Annotated in this window: 17 protein-coding genes; 1 reads left to right on the top strand and 16 read right to left on the bottom strand. The window is 63.9% G+C overall.

The window, feature by feature from the left end; translation table 11 throughout:
• Positions 1–71 precede the first annotated feature (71 nt).
• The 13 genes from G5V65_RS09400 to G5V65_RS09340 all read right to left on the bottom strand — a co-directional run bounded on the left by G5V65_RS09400 (position 72) and on the right by G5V65_RS09340 (position 12,326).
• Complete coding sequence (locus G5V65_RS09400) at positions 72–1,415, bottom strand: ATPase (protein ID WP_165049302.1); 1,344 nt, start codon at positions 1,413–1,415, stop codon at positions 72–74.
• Between the two features lie 68 nt (positions 1,416–1,483).
• Positions 1,484–1,990 carry a prepilin peptidase gene (locus tag G5V65_RS09395; protein ID WP_165049301.1) on the bottom strand — a complete coding sequence of 169 codons (507 nt, stop codon included), beginning with the start codon at positions 1,988–1,990 and terminating at the stop codon, positions 1,484–1,486.
• A gap of 6 nt (positions 1,991–1,996) precedes the next feature.
• Complete coding sequence (locus G5V65_RS09390; protein ID WP_165049299.1) at positions 1,997–2,842, bottom strand: tetratricopeptide repeat protein; 846 nt, start codon at positions 2,840–2,842, stop codon at positions 1,997–1,999.
• Between the two features lie 35 nt (positions 2,843–2,877).
• Complete coding sequence (locus G5V65_RS09385) at positions 2,878–3,432, bottom strand: tetratricopeptide repeat protein (RefSeq protein WP_241250514.1); 555 nt, start codon at positions 3,430–3,432, stop codon at positions 2,878–2,880.
• 24 nt (positions 3,433–3,456) lie between these two features.
• Positions 3,457–4,437 (bottom strand): type II secretion system F family protein, encoded by a 981-nt coding sequence (locus tag G5V65_RS09380; RefSeq protein WP_165049297.1) that lies wholly within the window; start codon positions 4,435–4,437, stop codon positions 3,457–3,459.
• A 5-nt stretch (positions 4,438–4,442) separates the two neighbouring features.
• On the bottom strand, positions 4,443–5,411 hold the full coding sequence (locus tag G5V65_RS09375) for a type II secretion system F family protein (protein ID WP_165049295.1): 969 nt from the start codon (positions 5,409–5,411) through the stop codon (positions 4,443–4,445).
• Positions 5,412–5,426: 15 nt separating this feature from the next.
• The gene (locus tag G5V65_RS09370; RefSeq protein WP_165049292.1) at positions 5,427–6,926 is read right to left on the bottom strand and encodes a CpaF family protein; all 1,500 of its coding nucleotides are present in this window, start codon (positions 6,924–6,926) and stop codon (positions 5,427–5,429) included.
• 41 nt (positions 6,927–6,967) lie between these two features.
• Entirely contained in the window at positions 6,968–8,272 is a 1,305-nt protein-coding gene (locus G5V65_RS09365; RefSeq protein WP_165049290.1) for an AAA family ATPase, read from the bottom strand.
• Between the two features lie 319 nt (positions 8,273–8,591).
• Positions 8,592–9,248 (bottom strand): OmpA family protein, encoded by a 657-nt coding sequence (locus G5V65_RS09360; protein WP_165049288.1) that lies wholly within the window; start codon positions 9,246–9,248, stop codon positions 8,592–8,594.
• A gap of 10 nt (positions 9,249–9,258) precedes the next feature.
• Positions 9,259–10,644, bottom strand: coding sequence for a type II and III secretion system protein family protein (locus G5V65_RS09355; RefSeq protein ID WP_165049286.1), 1,386 nt, complete (start codon positions 10,642–10,644; stop codon positions 9,259–9,261).
• 242 nt (positions 10,645–10,886) lie between these two features.
• Positions 10,887–11,726, bottom strand: coding sequence for a Flp pilus assembly protein CpaB (cpaB, locus tag G5V65_RS09350; RefSeq protein ID WP_165049283.1), 840 nt, complete (start codon positions 11,724–11,726; stop codon positions 10,887–10,889).
• Positions 11,727–11,811: 85 nt separating this feature from the next.
• On the bottom strand, positions 11,812–12,006 hold the full coding sequence (locus G5V65_RS09345) for a Flp family type IVb pilin (RefSeq protein WP_165049281.1): 195 nt from the start codon (positions 12,004–12,006) through the stop codon (positions 11,812–11,814).
• A 134-nt stretch (positions 12,007–12,140) separates the two neighbouring features.
• Positions 12,141–12,326, bottom strand: a complete 186-nt coding sequence (locus tag G5V65_RS09340; RefSeq protein ID WP_165049278.1) for a Flp family type IVb pilin — start codon at positions 12,324–12,326, stop codon at positions 12,141–12,143.
• A gap of 372 nt (positions 12,327–12,698) precedes the next feature.
• Between G5V65_RS09340 and G5V65_RS09335 the strand changes: the two genes are divergently transcribed.
• Positions 12,699–13,592 carry a lytic transglycosylase domain-containing protein gene (locus tag G5V65_RS09335; RefSeq protein WP_165049277.1) on the top strand — a complete coding sequence of 298 codons (894 nt, stop codon included), beginning with the start codon at positions 12,699–12,701 and terminating at the stop codon, positions 13,590–13,592.
• A gap of 39 nt (positions 13,593–13,631) precedes the next feature.
• Here G5V65_RS09335 and G5V65_RS09330 read toward each other — a convergent pair whose 3' ends face one another.
• From G5V65_RS09330 to G5V65_RS09320, 3 genes are all read right to left on the bottom strand, one after another.
• Positions 13,632–13,922 carry a GNAT family N-acetyltransferase gene (locus G5V65_RS09330; protein WP_165049275.1) on the bottom strand — a complete coding sequence of 97 codons (291 nt, stop codon included), beginning with the start codon at positions 13,920–13,922 and terminating at the stop codon, positions 13,632–13,634.
• A gap of 129 nt (positions 13,923–14,051) precedes the next feature.
• Positions 14,052–14,681, bottom strand: coding sequence for a CoA transferase subunit B (locus G5V65_RS09325; RefSeq protein ID WP_165049351.1), 630 nt, complete (start codon positions 14,679–14,681; stop codon positions 14,052–14,054).
• The gene (locus G5V65_RS09320; protein ID WP_165049273.1) at positions 14,678–15,382 is read right to left on the bottom strand and encodes a CoA transferase subunit A; all 705 of its coding nucleotides are present in this window, start codon (positions 15,380–15,382) and stop codon (positions 14,678–14,680) included. The genes G5V65_RS09325 and G5V65_RS09320 overlap by 4 nt, the downstream gene beginning before the upstream one ends.
• Between the last annotated feature and the right edge of the window lie 25 nt (positions 15,383–15,407).

Genomic DNA, 15,407 nt, shown 5'->3' with positions numbered 1-15,407 from the left:
AAAATATCCCACGGGGGTCCGGGGGTGTGAAACCCCCGGTCCCGCAGCCGCAACCAGCGCAAGGCGTCCGATTACTTGGCGATCTTCTCGTCGCGGACGAACATGTTGGCCCAGGCGCGGTCGATCAGGTCGGGGGTCATCTGATAGGGGATGCCCTCGAATTCGCAGATGGCGATCATCTGGTCGATCAGGAAGACCGGCTGGTAGTTGGCGTAGTTGTTGTTGATGGTGGGGTATTTGACCTTCAGGAGATGGACGAGCGCCTTTTCGTCCAGCGGCATCTTCTTCTTGCGGGCGACCAGCGCGAAGATCTTCAGGAAGTTTTCCTGATTGGGGCCGTCGATCTTGATCTTGAAGAAGATCCGCCGCAGGGCCGCGCCGTCGAAGATCTCGTTCGGGTGGAAGTTGGTGGAAAAGATCACCAGCGTGTCGAAGGGCACCGTGAATTTCTCGCCCGATTGCAGGGCAAGGATGTCGCGGCTTTCTTCCAGCGGCACGATCCAGCGGTTGACGATCTTCTGCGGCGGTTCGGATTGGCGACCAAGGTCGTCGATGATGAAGATGCCGCCGGTGGCCTTGAGCTGCAGGGAGGCGTTGTAGGTACGGGCGGTGGGGTTGTATTTCAGGTCGAGCATGTCGAGCGTGAGTTCGCCGCCCGTGATCACGGTGGGGCGTTCGCAGCGCACGTAGCGGGCGTCGAAGCGGTTGCCGGCGCGGCGCAGGGAGTTCGGGTCGTCGGTCTGTTCTTCGGCGGCGGAATGGACGATCGGGTCATAGACCGTGATGATCTGGCCGGAATATTCGATGGCGCGGGGGACATAGATCTTGTCGCCCAAGGCATCGCGGATGCCGTTCGAGATGGAGGATTTCCCGTTGCCGGGCGGGCCATACATCAGGATGGACCGGCCCGACGAGACGGCGGGGCCGAGATTGTCGATCAGGTCGGGCGGCAGGATCAGGTGGCCCATGCCCTTGAGCAGTTCCTGCCGGGTCAGGGTGATGTTGCGGACCGACTGGCGTTTCACCTGATCCTTGTATTTGTCGAGCGGGACGGGCGCCGCGCCGTAATATTCGGATTGCGACAGCGCATCCAGCGCGCGGGCCTTGCCGGCATCGGTCAGCTGATAGCCCATCTCGCTGCCCGAGGTGGCGTGGAGCGTGCCCGTCGCCTCGATGAAGCGCTGGCCGCGGGCGGCGTCGATCATTTCCTGAACGAGGGTCAGCGGCAGGGCGATGACGCGCGAGATGTCGGAGACATATTCCAGGTTCATCCGGAACATGGTCTTGAGCAGCAGGTCGCGCAGCAGCACGGGCGACAGGCCGGTTTCGGCAAGGCTGCGGGGCTGCGGCGGCGGGGTCACGCCGGCGGCGGGCTCTGTCGGCAGGGCGGAAAGCGAAGCGGACGGGGCGTTCATGCCTGCAAATCTCCGGTCGGGCTGGGATCCATCTTGGCGACCGGATTAGCCGTCATTCATGGAGAAATTCAGGCAGATCTGAGGAGGCCCAGCAGAAAATAGAAGACAATCGTGCCCGACAGCGCCAGCCCCATGGGAAACTTGCGATGCGTCCAGCTGGCCCAGTCGGCGGTGGCGCTGCGGAAGGGCGTGACAAGGCGCATGCCGCGATGCGCGCCGAAGGCGGCCAGCAGGCAGCCGGCATAGAGGGTGAAGATCAGGGCCGGGCTCGATTCCGCGAAGAAGGGGGCCATGGCGGCGGCGAATTTCGCATCCCCCGCCCCGACAATGCGCAGGCTGGAGGCGATGAAGCCCGCCACCAGCGTGATCGCCCCCAGTGCCAGACCCCAGAGATAGCTGTCGAAGGGCAGGGCGATGGGGCCGATGACGAGGAAGACCGCCGCCAGCGCCAGAACGGCGGTGTTGGGGATCTTCATGAACTTCATGTCCGACCAGGCGACCCAGAGGCCGATGGCGAGGACGGGCAGGATGAACCAAAGGGCGGACCAGAGCGAGGGCAGGTCTTCCACGCGCATCGGGGATCAGGCCTCGAGCGCGGCAAGGCTGCGGACGGCGGCCTCGAAATGCTGGGGATGGGTGGAGATGGCATCCTGCAAGAGCGCCTTGCCCACGGCGACATCGCCCTTCTTGATGGCGGTGAGCGCGAGGGTATAGATCAGTTCCGCCTTTTCCGTCTGGTTCATCTGGACCACGGGCAGATCGTATTTGCGCTGCGCGCCGCGGGCCATGACGAGGTTGTTCTTGGCGGTGAAGAGGGTGGGATCGAAGGTCAGCGCCTGGGTGAAAAGCCGTTCGGCCCCCGAGAAATCCTCACGGCTGAGCTTGGAGAAGCCCCAGTTGTTGTAGACGCCCGCGGGTTTCGTCGTCATCCCGGCGGCGATTTCATAGAAGCTGTCGGCCTTCTTCCAGTCCTTGCGGCTGTCGGCGACCATCGCCTCGAGCCGGTAGCGTTCGAAGGTTTCGTGGGTGGGGGGAATGCGGTTCAGTTCGGCGGCGGCCTTGTCCCATTCGTTGGTGCGGATCAGCGCATCGGCAAGGGCCACGCGATCATCGGGCGTGCCTTCGGGGGAATTGGCGATGTTGGACCAGACGGTCACCGCCTCGGGCGCGCGGTTGGCGCGGATCAGCGATTTGCCAAGGCCGCGCTTGAGATCGACACGGTCGGGCTGGCCCGAGACGGCCTTGGTGAAATAGGCCACCGCCTCGTTCGGGTCGCCCACGGTGAGCATGATGTCGTTGAGGTTCGTCTCGTCGATGACATTGACGCTTTGGATGGCGCGCTGCACCTCGGCATCCGAGGATTTCTGACAGGCGGAGAGTGCCACCGTGCCGGTGAGGCACAGGGCGACAAAGACGGGGTGGCGCATGTTGCTGCGTCCTTTTGCTGCTCGATCCCTTGGCCCTAGAGCTGCGAGAGCAGGACGAACTGGCCCTGACCCCGCCGCACGAGGGAGAAATTCGGTTCTTCTTGCGGTCCATCATACACGCTTGGCGCGCTTTGCGCGATAGCGAGGCGCAGATTTTCGCGGATGGAGTCCGATTGGCCACTGTCGAGGGCATAGGCCTGCTGGAAGATCACCCGCGCCTCGGCCGGTTTGCCCTGTTCCATAAGGACGACGCCCAGATTGTTCAGCGCGGGCACGAAGGTGGGATCTTCCTTCAGGGCCTGGCGCAGGATCTGTTCGGCCTGGCCCAGACGGCCCAGCCGCAGGTTGGCCGATCCGATGGCGGAGAGGACATCGGAATTCACCCCCACCTCGCCCGCCGCGCGCATATAGGCCTTGAGCGCGAGTTCGTATTCGCCCGCCTCCATCAGGCGGTGGCCGACGATCAGCCCATCCTCGCCTTCGGCGCGGCTGTCCACGCCGGGCGGGGTGCGCCCATCGGATGCGCCAAGGCCGCCTGATTGACAGGCGGCCAGAAGGGCGAGGGCCAGACAGGCCCCGGATATGCGCAATCTCACTTCGGGTTCACCCTGGCCTCAGCCTCCGAATGCCTTCATCACGCCGTGGATGGATGGCCCGATCAGGATCACCATCAAGGGCGGCACGGTAAAGAGCATTGTGCCGAGGGTCAGCTTCGTGGGCAAGGTGTTTGCCTTTTCTTCGGCGCGCATCACGCGCTTGTCACGCATTTCGTTCGAATAGACGCGCAGGGCCTCGGCGATCGAGGTGCCGAAGGTGGCGGACTGGATCATCGTGGTGACGAAGGAGGTGATGTCGGGCAGGCCGACGCGTTCGGCCATGTCGCGCATGACGGCGACGCGTTCCTTGCCGGCGCGGACTTCCTGGCTGACGATTTCGAATTCCTCGGCCAGTTCGGGATAGGCACCGCCGATTTCCTTGGCCACGCGGGCGATGGACTGATCGAGCGACTGGCCCGCCTCGACGCAGACAAGCATCATGTCGAGCGCATCGGGAAAGCCTTCGGTGATGGCGATCTGGCGGGTCTGCAGGCGGCGCTGCACCCAGTAGGTGGGCAGGTAATAGCCCGCCGCCGCCGGCATCAGGACCGACAGCGCGATATCCTGCATGTCGAGCGCCTGGGTGCGGCTGACGAAGAAGGTGTAGACCATGCCGACAAGCAGCAGGCCGAAGCCCAGCAGGAACTGCATCGCATGGAACATGCGGACCGAGTTCTTGCCGCGATAGCCCGCGCGCATCATCTTGAGCCGCGCGGCGGACATCTGTTCCTTGTCCTGGGGTTCCAGGAAATGGGCGAACTTGTTGAGCTTGTCGTTGCGGTCGGAGGCGCGGCGCAGGGCGCCTTCGCGCGAGTCGGCGGCAGCGCTGCGGGCCTGCGGGCGGGTCTGCTGCTTGAGCTTGTCGAAGGGTTCCGGCTCTTTCTTCAGAAGGAAGGGCAGGGTGACAAGGATCAGCATCAGGCCAAGGCCGCCGATCACCAGAAGCGGGCCGGTCTCACCCATGCGGGCGACGATGAAATCGTTCACGGCGGTAAGCATGGGGGTCAGACCTTGATGTTGACCATGATCTTCATGAAGATCACGTTGACGACGAGGAAGGCCGCGACGCCGAGGGCGGCGGGAACGAACATGTCGGTTTCCTTGACCCCGTCATAATAGTCGGGCTTGAGCATCTGGATCATCAGAAGCGCCGCGATGGGGAAGCCGGAAAGGAACATGCCGGACCATTTCGCCTCGGCCGTGATGGCGCGGACGCGGCGGAAGAGCTTGAACCGGGCGCGGATCACCTTGGCCAGACCGTCAAGGATTTCGGCAAGGTTGCCGCCCGACTGCTGCTGGATCGAGACGGCCACGGCGAGGAAGTGGAGATCCTGGTTGTCCATCCGGTTGGCGAAGGCGCGCAGGCTTTCGGAGATGTCGCGGCCATAGGTGGCCTCGTCCGCGATCAGGCCGAATTCGGTGCCGAGCGGATCGGCCACCTCTTTCGAGACGATGGCGACGGCGGCCGAGAAGGGATGGCCCACGCGCAGCGACCGGACCATGAGTTCCACCGCGTCGGGAAGCTGTTCTTCCAGGAGCGACATGCGCTTTTTCGCCTTGCGCGAAACCCAGACATAGACGCCGCCCACGCCCATGACGACGGAAAGGCCGATGCGCACGGTGGTTTCGGCCGCGGTGCCGAGGGTCAGGCCGACATAGGCGAAGGCCGCGAGCAGGCCCATGATCCCGATGAGTTGCTGGGGCGAGAAGGCGATATTGGCCTTTTGCGCCTTGGAGGCGAGGATCTTGTAGAGCGGGATGCCCTTTGCATTCATGTGCTGGGACATTTCCTTGCGGAGCTGTTCCAGCACCTGTTCGCGGTTCTGGTTCTTTTCCAGAAGCGCAAGGCGGCGGCTGACGCGGGAATTGAGGCTGATCGACTTGCCGAAGACGGTCAGATACAGGCCCTCGACCAGGACCACGACGGCCACGAAGATCAGGATGTAGATGACGGGGGCTGCACTGAATTCCATGATGGACGGGCCTGATCAGATGATGGGTTCGTAGATGGAGGCGGGCAGGTCATAGCCCCACTGGCGGAAGCGGTCGGAATAGTGCGAGCGCACGCCGGTCGCGTTGAAGCGGCCGATGATCTTGCCCGAGGGTTCGACGCCGAGGCGTTCGTAACGGAAGACTTCCTGCATCGAGATCACCTCGCCCTCCATCCCGGTGATTTCGGTGATGGAGACCATGCGGCGCGAGCCATCCTGCAGGCGGCTGGCCTGCACGATCAGGTTGACGGCGGAGGCGATCTGCGAGCGCACCGCCTTGAGCGGCATTTCGATGCCCGCCATGGCCACCATGTTTTCAAGGCGCGAGATGCCGTCGCGGGCGTTGTTGGCGTGGATCGTGGTCATGGAGCCGTCATGGCCGGTGTTCATGGCCTGCAGCATGTCGATGACTTCCTCGCCGCGGGTTTCGCCCACGATGATGCGGTCAGGGCGCATCCGCAGCGCGTTGCGCAAGCAGTCGCGCTGGGTGACGGCGCCCTTGCCTTCGACGTTGGGGGGGCGGCTTTCCATGCGGCCGACATGGACCTGCTGGAGCTGGAGTTCGGCGGTGTCTTCGATCGTCAGCACGCGTTCGGTGTTGTCGATGAAGGAGGACAGCGCGTTGAGCGTGGTGGTTTTCCCCGAGCCCGTCCCGCCCGAGACGATGATGTTGAGCCGGGTGGAAACGGCGGCCTGGAGGTAGGCGGCCATTTCCTCGGTGAAGGCGCCGAAGCGGACGAGATCGGCCACGCCCAGCTTTTCCTTCTTGAATTTCCGGATCGAGACGAGCGAGCCATCCACCGCAACGGGGGGCACCATGCAGTTGAAGCGCGACCCGTCGGCAAGGCGGGCGTCGCAATAGGGGTTCGATTCATCGACGCGGCGGCCCACGGCGGAGACGATCTTGTCGATGATCCGCAGAAGGTGGCGTTCGTCCTTGAAGGTGACGTCGGTGAGCGTAAGTTTCCCGCCGCGTTCCACGAAGATGCGGTTGGGGCCGTTGACGAGGATGTCGGAGACGGATTCATCCTTCAGTAGCGGCTCCAGCGGGCCGAGACCCATGACTTCGTCATAGAGTTCCTGGTTGAGGGTGGCGCGGTCGTCCTTGTTCAGCGCGACCGACATTTCCGAGAGCGCCTCGGAGGTGATGTCGGCGATTTCCGAGCGGAGGTTGGCCTCGGTCGCATGTTCCAGCGCGCCGAGCTTGAGGCTTTCGAGGAGCTTCTTGTGAAGCTCCACCTTCAGCTCCATCAGCCGTTCCTTGCGCTTCTTCTCCTTTTCCGCGGCGGCGGCTTCGGGCGTGGCAGGCACCGAAGAGGCGCGGCCGCCCAGCATGGCCTTGGGCGGCGGGGCCACCGCCTTGGGCGGGGCGGCGCTGGCGGCAAGGCCCGAAGCGGTGGGCGCGGCGGGCGCGGCAGCCGCGGGTGTGGCCGGCGTCAAGGGACGCAGGGCAGGTTTGGATTCCGGTCCGTCAGGTTTCTTGAAACGAGAAAACATCGAAGAGGCCCCCCAGGCCAGGCAGTCCGATCAGGTGACGTTTACTTGCGGCCGGTTTCGACGGCGCGGTTCAGGTCGTGCAGCGATTTGGCGAGTTTCTGGATTTCCTTGCGCACCGCATTCTTCGGCGCGCTGGTGGCCAGGGGATGACCGTGGTCATTCGCCTGGGTCACCTGCGGCCCGCCGTCCGGGATCTGCACCTCGAGCCGGATGTCGAGGCTTTCGGACATGCGCTTCACCCGGCTCTTGGCAGAGAGGTCGGTGAATTTCGGGGCGCGGTTGAGGACGTAGCGGAGTTTTTCATGCGGCAGCGTTTCCGCCTTCAGCGCCCGGACAAGGCGCAGCACGTTCTGCGCGGAGCGCAGGTCGAGATCCATCATCGCGAAATAGACATGCGCGCGGCTGAGGACGGTTTCCGTCCAGGCGACGATGGTCTTGGGCATGTCGATGATGACGAAATCGAAATTCGTCTGCGCCATGTCGATGATTCGGGCGATGTCCTCGGGCGCCACGATATCCAGCGGCAGCATGTCGGCCGGCGCGGTGAGGACGTGGAGCTTTTCCTCATAGGTCAGCATGGCATCGAGGAAGGCATCGCTGTCGGCGGCGGCCGTGTCGGAGAGCAGTTCGAACACGGCTTCCTTGCGCGGCAGGTCGAGATAGGTGGCGACCGAGCCATATTGGAAATCGAAATCCAGCAGGCAGACGCGCGGGGCTTCGGCCTTGTCGATGGTGGCGAGTTCCCAGGCGAGGTTGGCCGCGAAGGTGGAGGCACCCGAGCCGCCCGAAAGGCCATGGACGGGCAGCACGACGCCATCGCGATCGCCCTTGGCCTTGAAGCTGGGGGCCGGGGGGGCCGCGTCGGGAACCGGATGCAGATGGGTGACGGTGGCCGCCGGGGCAGCGGTGGCCTGGGCCGGGGCAGGCTGGGCCTGGCCGGACTTGCGGATGCGTTCGATCGCCTCTTTCAGCGCGCCGTCGGGCAGGGGATAGGGCACGAAATCATCGGCCCCCAGGCGAAGCAGCTGATGCAGCCCGGCGGGGCTGATCTGGTCGGCGATGAGGATCACCTTGATATGGCGCTGGGTGGCGGCGCGGATCACCTCGGTGATGCCGGACAGATCGCCCTCATCCTCGCCATTGACGGCGATGGCCACGAATTCGAGGCTGGCGGCATCGGGTTGGGCGAGGAATTCGCGGGCATCCTCGAAGGTGAGGTCGCCCCAGGCTTCGCCGAGTTCGAGTTCCATGTCGTCGATCAGCAGATCGAAATTCTGGATATCCCGCGAGATGGTGCAGGCCAGAATCGGCGCCGGATCGGGCATCATGTTGGCAGCAGTGCTCATCGCCTGTTCGTCCTTCTAGTCGGGAAGTGGCGATGGCGGCCCTGGCCCGTTCCGAACAAGGAGCGGGCAGCGCGCCACCGGTCATCCCCGCACGGCACCCTTGCCGTGAGATTGTTCCCAGTCACGGCAAAAGCTGGGGGGCAATGGTGGCGATTCTTGGGCTAGAAAGGCGTGATTGTTTGAAATCTGGCGACTTTAACCGGGCAAGGCCGAGAGTGTCGCGGCCAGCGGTCCATTTGGCGGGACGGCTGGAAAGGTCTGGGGCGGGGCGCATTGCTGCGACCCCGCCCCGGAAAAGCCGTGTCGGTGCCGCGGCCTGTCAGGGGGCCGGGGCTGCCGCGCCGCCCGGGGCACCGCCTGCGGGTGGTGCTGCAACGACGGAAGGGGCGGGGACCGCGCTCTTGATGTATTCGCGGTAGATCACCTCGGCATATTTGCCGTCGAGGATCGTGGGATGGCGGGCGAGGAAGCCCGACACCTCGGTCACGGTGCGGCGGTTCTGTTCCTCGGGGCCGGGGGTGGCGATGACGGGGCGCGTTTCGCCGAAGGAAACCAGCGCCTTGAGCCGCGCGCGGGCGATGCCGCGGGCGGCGAAATAGGCAACGACCGCCTCGGCCCGGCGCTGACCCAGCCGCTTGTTATAGGCATTGGAGCCGACCAGATCGGTATGGCCATAGACCGAGAAGCGCACTTCGGGGAACTGGCGGATGAAATTGGCCTGCACGTCGAGCGCGGCGCGCGCCTCGGGCGTGAGCTGGGCGCTGTTGAAGGGGAAGGTGATGGTGGTGGGCACCTCGCGGGCGAAGCGTTCGCCCAGCATCTGCACCGGATTGATCTGGCCGGTCTGGACCAGATAGTTGTTCATCGTGGGATTGCCAAAGCCGCCTTCATCGACAGAGGCGCCGATGATCTGATCGCTGCAGGCAGCCAGCGCCAGCAGCGACAGGGCGGAGAAGGCAAGGGTCGCGGTTTTCATGGCCAGTCCCCTATTCCATCACATAGCCGTAGGAGCCGGTGAAATCCTGCCGGGCAACCTCGCCCGCGGCGCTGCCGCTGGCGGCCTTGCCGACTTCGCCGAAGAGGAAGAGTTCGCGTTCGGTGGGAAGCTTGACGCGATCCGTGGGCAGAGCCAGCGCCTCGCCCCGAGTGGGGGAGACAAGGTGGGGCGTCACGATGATGACGAGTTCGCTTTGCGACTGCTGGTATTCGGCGGAACGGAAGAGGGTGCCCAGAACCGGGATATCGCCCAGCCACGGAACCTGGCCGTTCAGATCGCGGAAGTCGTCCTGCAGAAGGCCCGCGATGGCAAAGCTTTCGCCATCGCGCATTTCCACGGTGGTCGAGGTTTCGCGGCGCTTGAAGGCGGCAAGCTGGATGCCGTCGCTTTCCTGCGTCACGGTCCCGTCGATGGAGGAGACGGCCGCCTGCAGTTGCAGGTTGATCAGGTCACCATCCACCACGGTGGGGGTGAATTTCATCTCGACGCCGAAGGGCTTGTATTCAACGGTGATTGTGCCGTCATCCGAGACGGGGATCGGGTATTCGCCCCCGGCGAGGAACTTTGCCTCTTGCCCCGAAAGGGCGGTGAGGTTGGGTTCGGCCAGGGTGCGCACGACGCCCTTCGACTCCAGCGCCTCGAGCAGGATGCCGATCTGGAGCGAGCCGGTGGTAAAGCCCAGAAGCCCCGCGCCGACGACGTTTTCGCGCACGGTGATGGGGTTGCCAAGGCCGTTGGAGCCGGTCAGCCAGGTGCCGGTTTCCACGGCATCATTGGTGCCCGAGATGGCCAGCGAGGAAGAGAGGTTCTTGGTGACGGAGCGCTGCATTTCCGCGAAGCGCACCTTGAGCATCACCTGCTGCGTGCCGCCCACGGACATCAGGTTCGACACCCGGCCCGCGGCATAGCGTTCGGCCAGATCCAGCGCGCGCGCCAGTTTCTGGGCCGAGGAAACGGTGCCCGACAGCACGATGCCATCATTGGCGGTGCGCACCTCGATCTTTTCGCCCGGCAGGATCTGGTTCAGCCGTTCCTTGAATTCGGCGATGTCGGTGGTGACCTGCACCTCGACATTGGTGATCAGCTCGCCCTCGGCGGTGAAGAGCGTCAGCGTGGTGCGCCCGGGCGTCTTGCCCAGCACATAGATCGAACGGTCCGACAGGGTGGAGATATCGGCGATCCCGGGATTGGCGATCGAAAGTTCGGCGAAGGGAACATCGCTTTCCAGCACGACGGCGCGGTTCATCGGCACCTCGAGCGCCTGCGCGGCGGTGCCCCGGACAACCTTCAAGACTTCTGCCGAAACCGGCATCGCGGGAAGCGCGGCGAGGGCAAAGCCCATCGCACCCGCTGCCATCAGCAAACGCATCTGCATCGGTGACCTGCCCTTTCGATCACACCTCTGAACGCGGGTCTTGTCTGCCCGCTCCATCACCCAAGATGCCCGAGCTGGCGTTTTTTTGCAAGAATCATTGCCTTACGTGCCTTTCCTTATGTGGATAACTGGCAACAGGGATGCAGTTGACGCAAATCGTGGCGGAATCGAACGGGCGCAAACACCATATCCGGTGGTTGCGCCCGCGGGTTGGAAGTCGCGCCAGTACGATAAGTTAACGATCAGTTGGTGCAGGGGATCGGGATTTCGACCACCTCGCCGCCCTTGCGGTTGCGGATCGTGCAGACCTTTTCAGCCTCGACCTCGACCACTTCTTCGGGGGTGATCCCGAGGAGCGAGGCGCTGTCCACCTCGACCTTGCCGATATCGCCTTCGCCGGGAGAGCCGACAAGCGAGAGGGCAAGGCGACCGGTGGCCTGGGCCTGGGCCAGGCGGGCGACCTGTTCCTGCGAGACCTGGACCGTCACCGTTTGTGCGACAACGGCGCCGCCGGTGGTGGCCCCTGCGGCCGACTGGTCGATGGCGATCACGTTGACGCTGCTTTCGATCAGGCGGGTGATTTCGCGGCTGCCGTCGCTGCCTGTCCAGTAGACATCGACATAGTTGCCCGGATAGACGAAGCCCGACACGCCGGAGGTGGCATCCACCTTGATCGCGAAGGCGCGCATGCCGGGATCGAGTGCGCCGGTCAGGCCCGCGGGCTGCCCCGGTTCGGTGATCTTGACGGCGAGAATGGGTTCATGCGTCTCCATCGGACGCAGCACGTAGCGGGGGCGTTCCTCGTTCGGAGGGAAGAGGATCGCCTCGTCGTTGAAGGTGCCTTCGGGGAGGGCACTCTTCTGCCAGTAGATCTTCTTCACGTCTTCCGGGGCCAGCGGATCGCCGTATTTCAGCGGCTTGCTGACGACATAGACCTCGACCAGTTCGCCAACCTTCTTGCGGAAGGCGCGTTCTTCGACCAGGGCGGATTCCGTCTGGTTGATGTAGCCCTGGGCCATGTAGACGGCAAAACCCGCCAGCGCCATGCCGGCGAGCAGGACCAATCCGAAGATCATGCGCATTGTCTCTTGCCTCGTCTGATGGCGCGCCACCGGGGGCGGCCCTGATTGCGTCCGGGGCCCGGAAGGGGGCCCTGGCGGGAGATCGTCAATCCGTCGCGGCGATCATGTCCGACGCCACATCGCCGGCGGCGGTTTCCGTCGAGCCCTTGATCGTCGTCAGGACGGGGATGGAGAGCAGCATGACCGCGGCGGCGAGAACCACCCAATCCACGGTTACGGCACCATCCTCATCGCGAAGGAAGGGGGTTTCAGCGGTCTGGTCTGCCTTGGTTTCGGTCATTTCCGCGCTCCTAAAGGTGGGCGGTTGCGGATCCACAAGCACGCTGCCAACCCGGTAATCGTTCAGTCGCCCTTCGTAGCTGCGGCCAGGCTTTTGGCCTGGCCGCGCTGTGATCGTCACATCTGATCGGATGATCAGTTGTTCGAGTTCGTGATCACGTCCGAGCCGACGTTGTCGGCAGCGGTCTGGATCGAGGAGCCCATGGTGTTGGCGATGATGATGCCCAGGCCCACGACGGCGCCGGTCAGCACGACCCAGTCAACGGTCACGGCGCCCGACTCGTCGTTCTTGAAGGACTTGAAGATGTTCAGCAGTTTCATGGTGGTATTCCCTTGGAATGTTTACGTTTCAGGTCTTGCTCACAACCGCGCCGGGGTTTGTCGGATCGTAGTGTTTCGTTCCGCCTGCCGTTCGGTATGGGTGTATATGGCCCCTGAATCGTGGCGGCAGTTGGGTATGGAATGGGCATTTTCGGCAACATGTCACTTTTTCGCGGGTTTCCCGCTAAACAATTGAATTTGATATGAACTTATTTTTTCGACCCATACTTTCGGCTGGGATTCCGGCCTTTCGGCTGGAGATTTGGGCGTTTTTGCCACGTTTCTTGCCGGTGGCAGTGGCGTGAAGGCCGATTTTGAGGGATACTGCGCCCTGCAAGAGGCAGGCACAGACAGGAAAGGCATCCGGCAGAGATGCGATTCCGGGCAGCAATCATCGGCGCTTTTGGCGCGCTTTTCGCGTTCGGCAGCCCCCAGCCCGTGTCGGGCGAGGGGGCGGCACCCGTTCAGGATTTCACCTTCAAGCGGATCAAGGTGGGCGAAGGCCGGCCCGGCGTGACGGGATTGGTGCAGATCGACCCCGCGGAACAGGCGCGGATTCTCGCAGCGCTGCCGGGGACGCGGCCCCCGCATGAAGTGCCGGTGCTGCCGCCGGTGACGGCGGGCGAGGGCCCGGACCGCCCCGCGCAGGGACCCGCGCCGCAGCCTGCGGCGACCTATGGCTGGTTCTGGGACGCGGTGCCGGTGGGGATCGACGACGTCTCGGGCCGCTTTCCCGCGGCGCTGGCGGCGCTGACGCAGGGGCCGGACGGGGCGGCGGTTCGCGCGCCGAGGATGCAGCACATGCAGGAACTGGCGGATGCCTATGGCACGGCGTTGCTGCGGGCCACGGTGGGGACCGAGGTGTCGCCCGCGCTGGCGCTTGCGGTGATGGCCACGGAAAGCGCGGGGCGCAGCGATGCCGTCAGTTCAGCCGGGGCGCAGGGGCTGATGCAGCTGATCCCGGCGACGGCGGAGCGTTTCGGCGTGGCCGATGCGCTGGACCCGGAACAGAACATCAAGGGCGGCGTGGCCTATCTGGACTGGCTGATGAAGCATTTCGACCGCGACCCGATCATGGTGATCGCGGCCTATAACGCAGGCGAAGGCGCGATCCGCGCCAATCGCGGTGTGCCGCCCTATGCCGAGACGCGGGACTATGTGCCGAAGGTTCTGGCGGCCTGGCAGGTGGCGCAGGGCCTGTGCATGACGCCGCCGGAAGTGGTGAGCGATCCCTGTGTCTTCCGGATCATTTCGGCCAGCAACTGAGCCGCAGGCGGGGTGGCCCCCGCCCTGACGGTGGATGGGTCAGACCGCGAAGGCGTCTGCCCATTCGGGATGCTTCTTGCGCTGTGCGTTCACGAAAGGGCAGAGCGGCATGATGCGGAAGCCTTCGCGCCGCGCATCCTCGACCATGCGGGTGACCAGGGCGAGGCCCGCGCCAGTGCCTCGGAAACTGTCAGGCACGCCAGTATGATCGGCGATGATCAGCGTGGGTGAGGTTATGGAATAGGTGAGTTCCGCCTCTTCGCCATTCTGGCGAATGACGTAGCGGCCTTTGGAAGACCCCTGTTCGCGCCGGATGTCATGTTCTGCCATGATGGACCTCCTCAACCCCAAAATTTTCTATGGAAAATTTTGGGGTGGCACACGAAAAATCTTTGAAGAAAGATTTTTCGTGAAGGGCGGGACGGAGAATTTTCAGTGAAAATTCTCCGTCCGCCGACATCAGTTCACCAGTGTCGCCTCTGTGGCGGAACGCAGCTCCGCTTCCGTCACGCCATCGGCCAGTTCGATGATCCTGAGGCCCCCTGGCACGACATCGAGAACGCCCAGATTGGTGATGATGCGGTTGACCACGCCCTGGCCGGTGAGCGGCAGGGTGCAGCGTTTCAGCACCTTGGATTCGCCGTGCTTGCTGGTGTGGTCCATCACGACCACCACGCGGCCCACCCCTGCGACAAGGTCCATCGCGCCGCCCATGCCCTTGACGAGCTTGCCGGGGATCATCCAGTTCGCCAGATCGCCGTTTTCGGCCACTTCCATCGCGCCGAGGATGGCCATGGCGATCTTGCCGCCGCGGATCATCGCGAAGGAGGTGGCAGAGTCGAAGAAGGCGGTCTGCGGCAGTTCGGTGATGGTCTGCTTGCCGGCATTGATCAGGTCGGGGTCTTCCTCGCCCTCATAGGGGAAGGGGCCCATGCCGAGCATGCCGTTTTCCGATTGCAGCGTCACGTTCACGCCCTGGGGAATGTAGTTCGCCACCAGCGTCGGGATGCCGATGCCGAGGTTCACATACCAGCCGTCCTGAAGTTCCTGCGCCGCACGGGCGGCCATCTGGTTGCGGTCCCACATCAGACGGACTCCTTCTTGCGGACGGTGCGCTGTTCGATGCGCTTTTCATGTTCGCCCTTCACGATGCGGTGGACATAGATGCCGGGCAGGTGGATCGCGTCGGGGTCGAGGCTTCCCAGCGGCACGATCTCTTCGACTTCCGCCACGCAGATCCTGCCGCAGGTGGCGGCGGGCGGGTTGAAGTTGCGCGCCGTCTTGCGGAAGACGAGGTTGCCCGAGGGATCGGCCTTCCAGGCCTTCACGATGGACAGGTCCGCGACGATGGCGCGTTCGAGGATATAGGTCTTGCCGTCGAAATCCTTGTGTTCCTTGCCTTCGGCGATGACGGTGCCCACGCCGGTGCGGGTGTAGAAACCGGGAATGCCCGCGCCGCCCGCGCGCATGCGTTCGGCAAGGGTGCCCTGGGGATTGAATTCCAGTTCGAGTTCGCCCGAAAGATATTGCCGCATGAATTCGGCATTCTCGCCCACATAGGAGGAGATCATCTTCTTCACCTGGCGGCTTTCCAGCAGGACACCAAGTCCGAAACCATCGACGCCTGCATTGTTCGAGGCGACGGTGAGGTTCTTCGTGCCTGCCTGCCGGATCGCAGCGATCAGGAGTTCCGGAATCCCGCAAAGGCCGAAGCCCCCCGAGGCGATGGTCATGCCGTCAAACAGCACGCCCTCCAGCGCGGCCTGGGCGCTGGGAAAGACCTTCTTCATGCGTGTTTTCTCCCCGCAAACTCTC

Source organism: Paragemmobacter kunshanensis, assembly GCF_011059185.1.
Taxonomy (GTDB): Bacteria; Pseudomonadota; Alphaproteobacteria; order Rhodobacterales; family Rhodobacteraceae; genus Paragemmobacter; species Paragemmobacter kunshanensis.
This window is presented reverse-complemented; position numbering and strand designations above follow the sequence as displayed.

What these genes read in the sequence shown, in the direction of transcription:
- G5V65_RS09390 (WP_165049299.1), bottom strand. Translation starts at nt 2,842, where the DNA reads ATGCGCCACCCCGTCTTTGTCGCCCTGTGCCTCACCGGCACGGTGGCA.
- G5V65_RS09335 (WP_165049277.1), top strand. Translation starts at nt 12,699, where the DNA reads ATGCGATTCCGGGCAGCAATCATCGGCGCTTTTGGCGCGCTTTTCGCG.
- G5V65_RS09380 (WP_165049297.1), bottom strand. Translation starts at nt 4,437, where the DNA reads ATGCTTACCGCCGTGAACGATTTCATCGTCGCCCGCATGGGTGAGACC.
- cpaB (WP_165049283.1), bottom strand. Translation starts at nt 11,726, where the DNA reads ATGCGCATGATCTTCGGATTGGTCCTGCTCGCCGGCATGGCGCTGGCG.
- G5V65_RS09320 (WP_165049273.1), bottom strand. Translation starts at nt 15,382, where the DNA reads ATGAAGAAGGTCTTTCCCAGCGCCCAGGCCGCGCTGGAGGGCGTGCTG.
- G5V65_RS09340 (WP_165049278.1), bottom strand. Translation starts at nt 12,326, where the DNA reads ATGAAACTGCTGAACATCTTCAAGTCCTTCAAGAACGACGAGTCGGGC.
- G5V65_RS09370 (WP_165049292.1), bottom strand. Translation starts at nt 6,926, where the DNA reads ATGTTTTCTCGTTTCAAGAAACCTGACGGACCGGAATCCAAACCTGCC.
- G5V65_RS09330 (WP_165049275.1), bottom strand. Translation starts at nt 13,922, where the DNA reads ATGGCAGAACATGACATCCGGCGCGAACAGGGGTCTTCCAAAGGCCGC.
- G5V65_RS09375 (WP_165049295.1), bottom strand. Translation starts at nt 5,411, where the DNA reads ATGGAATTCAGTGCAGCCCCCGTCATCTACATCCTGATCTTCGTGGCC.
- G5V65_RS09395 (WP_165049301.1), bottom strand. Translation starts at nt 1,990, where the DNA reads ATGCGCGTGGAAGACCTGCCCTCGCTCTGGTCCGCCCTTTGGTTCATC.
- G5V65_RS09400 (WP_165049302.1), bottom strand. Translation starts at nt 1,415, where the DNA reads ATGAACGCCCCGTCCGCTTCGCTTTCCGCCCTGCCGACAGAGCCCGCC.
- G5V65_RS09360 (WP_165049288.1), bottom strand. Translation starts at nt 9,248, where the DNA reads ATGAAAACCGCGACCCTTGCCTTCTCCGCCCTGTCGCTGCTGGCGCTG.
- G5V65_RS09345 (WP_165049281.1), bottom strand. Translation starts at nt 12,006, where the DNA reads ATGACCGAAACCAAGGCAGACCAGACCGCTGAAACCCCCTTCCTTCGC.
- G5V65_RS09355 (WP_165049286.1), bottom strand. Translation starts at nt 10,644, where the DNA reads ATGCAGATGCGTTTGCTGATGGCAGCGGGTGCGATGGGCTTTGCCCTC.
- G5V65_RS09365 (WP_165049290.1), bottom strand. Translation starts at nt 8,272, where the DNA reads ATGAGCACTGCTGCCAACATGATGCCCGATCCGGCGCCGATTCTGGCC.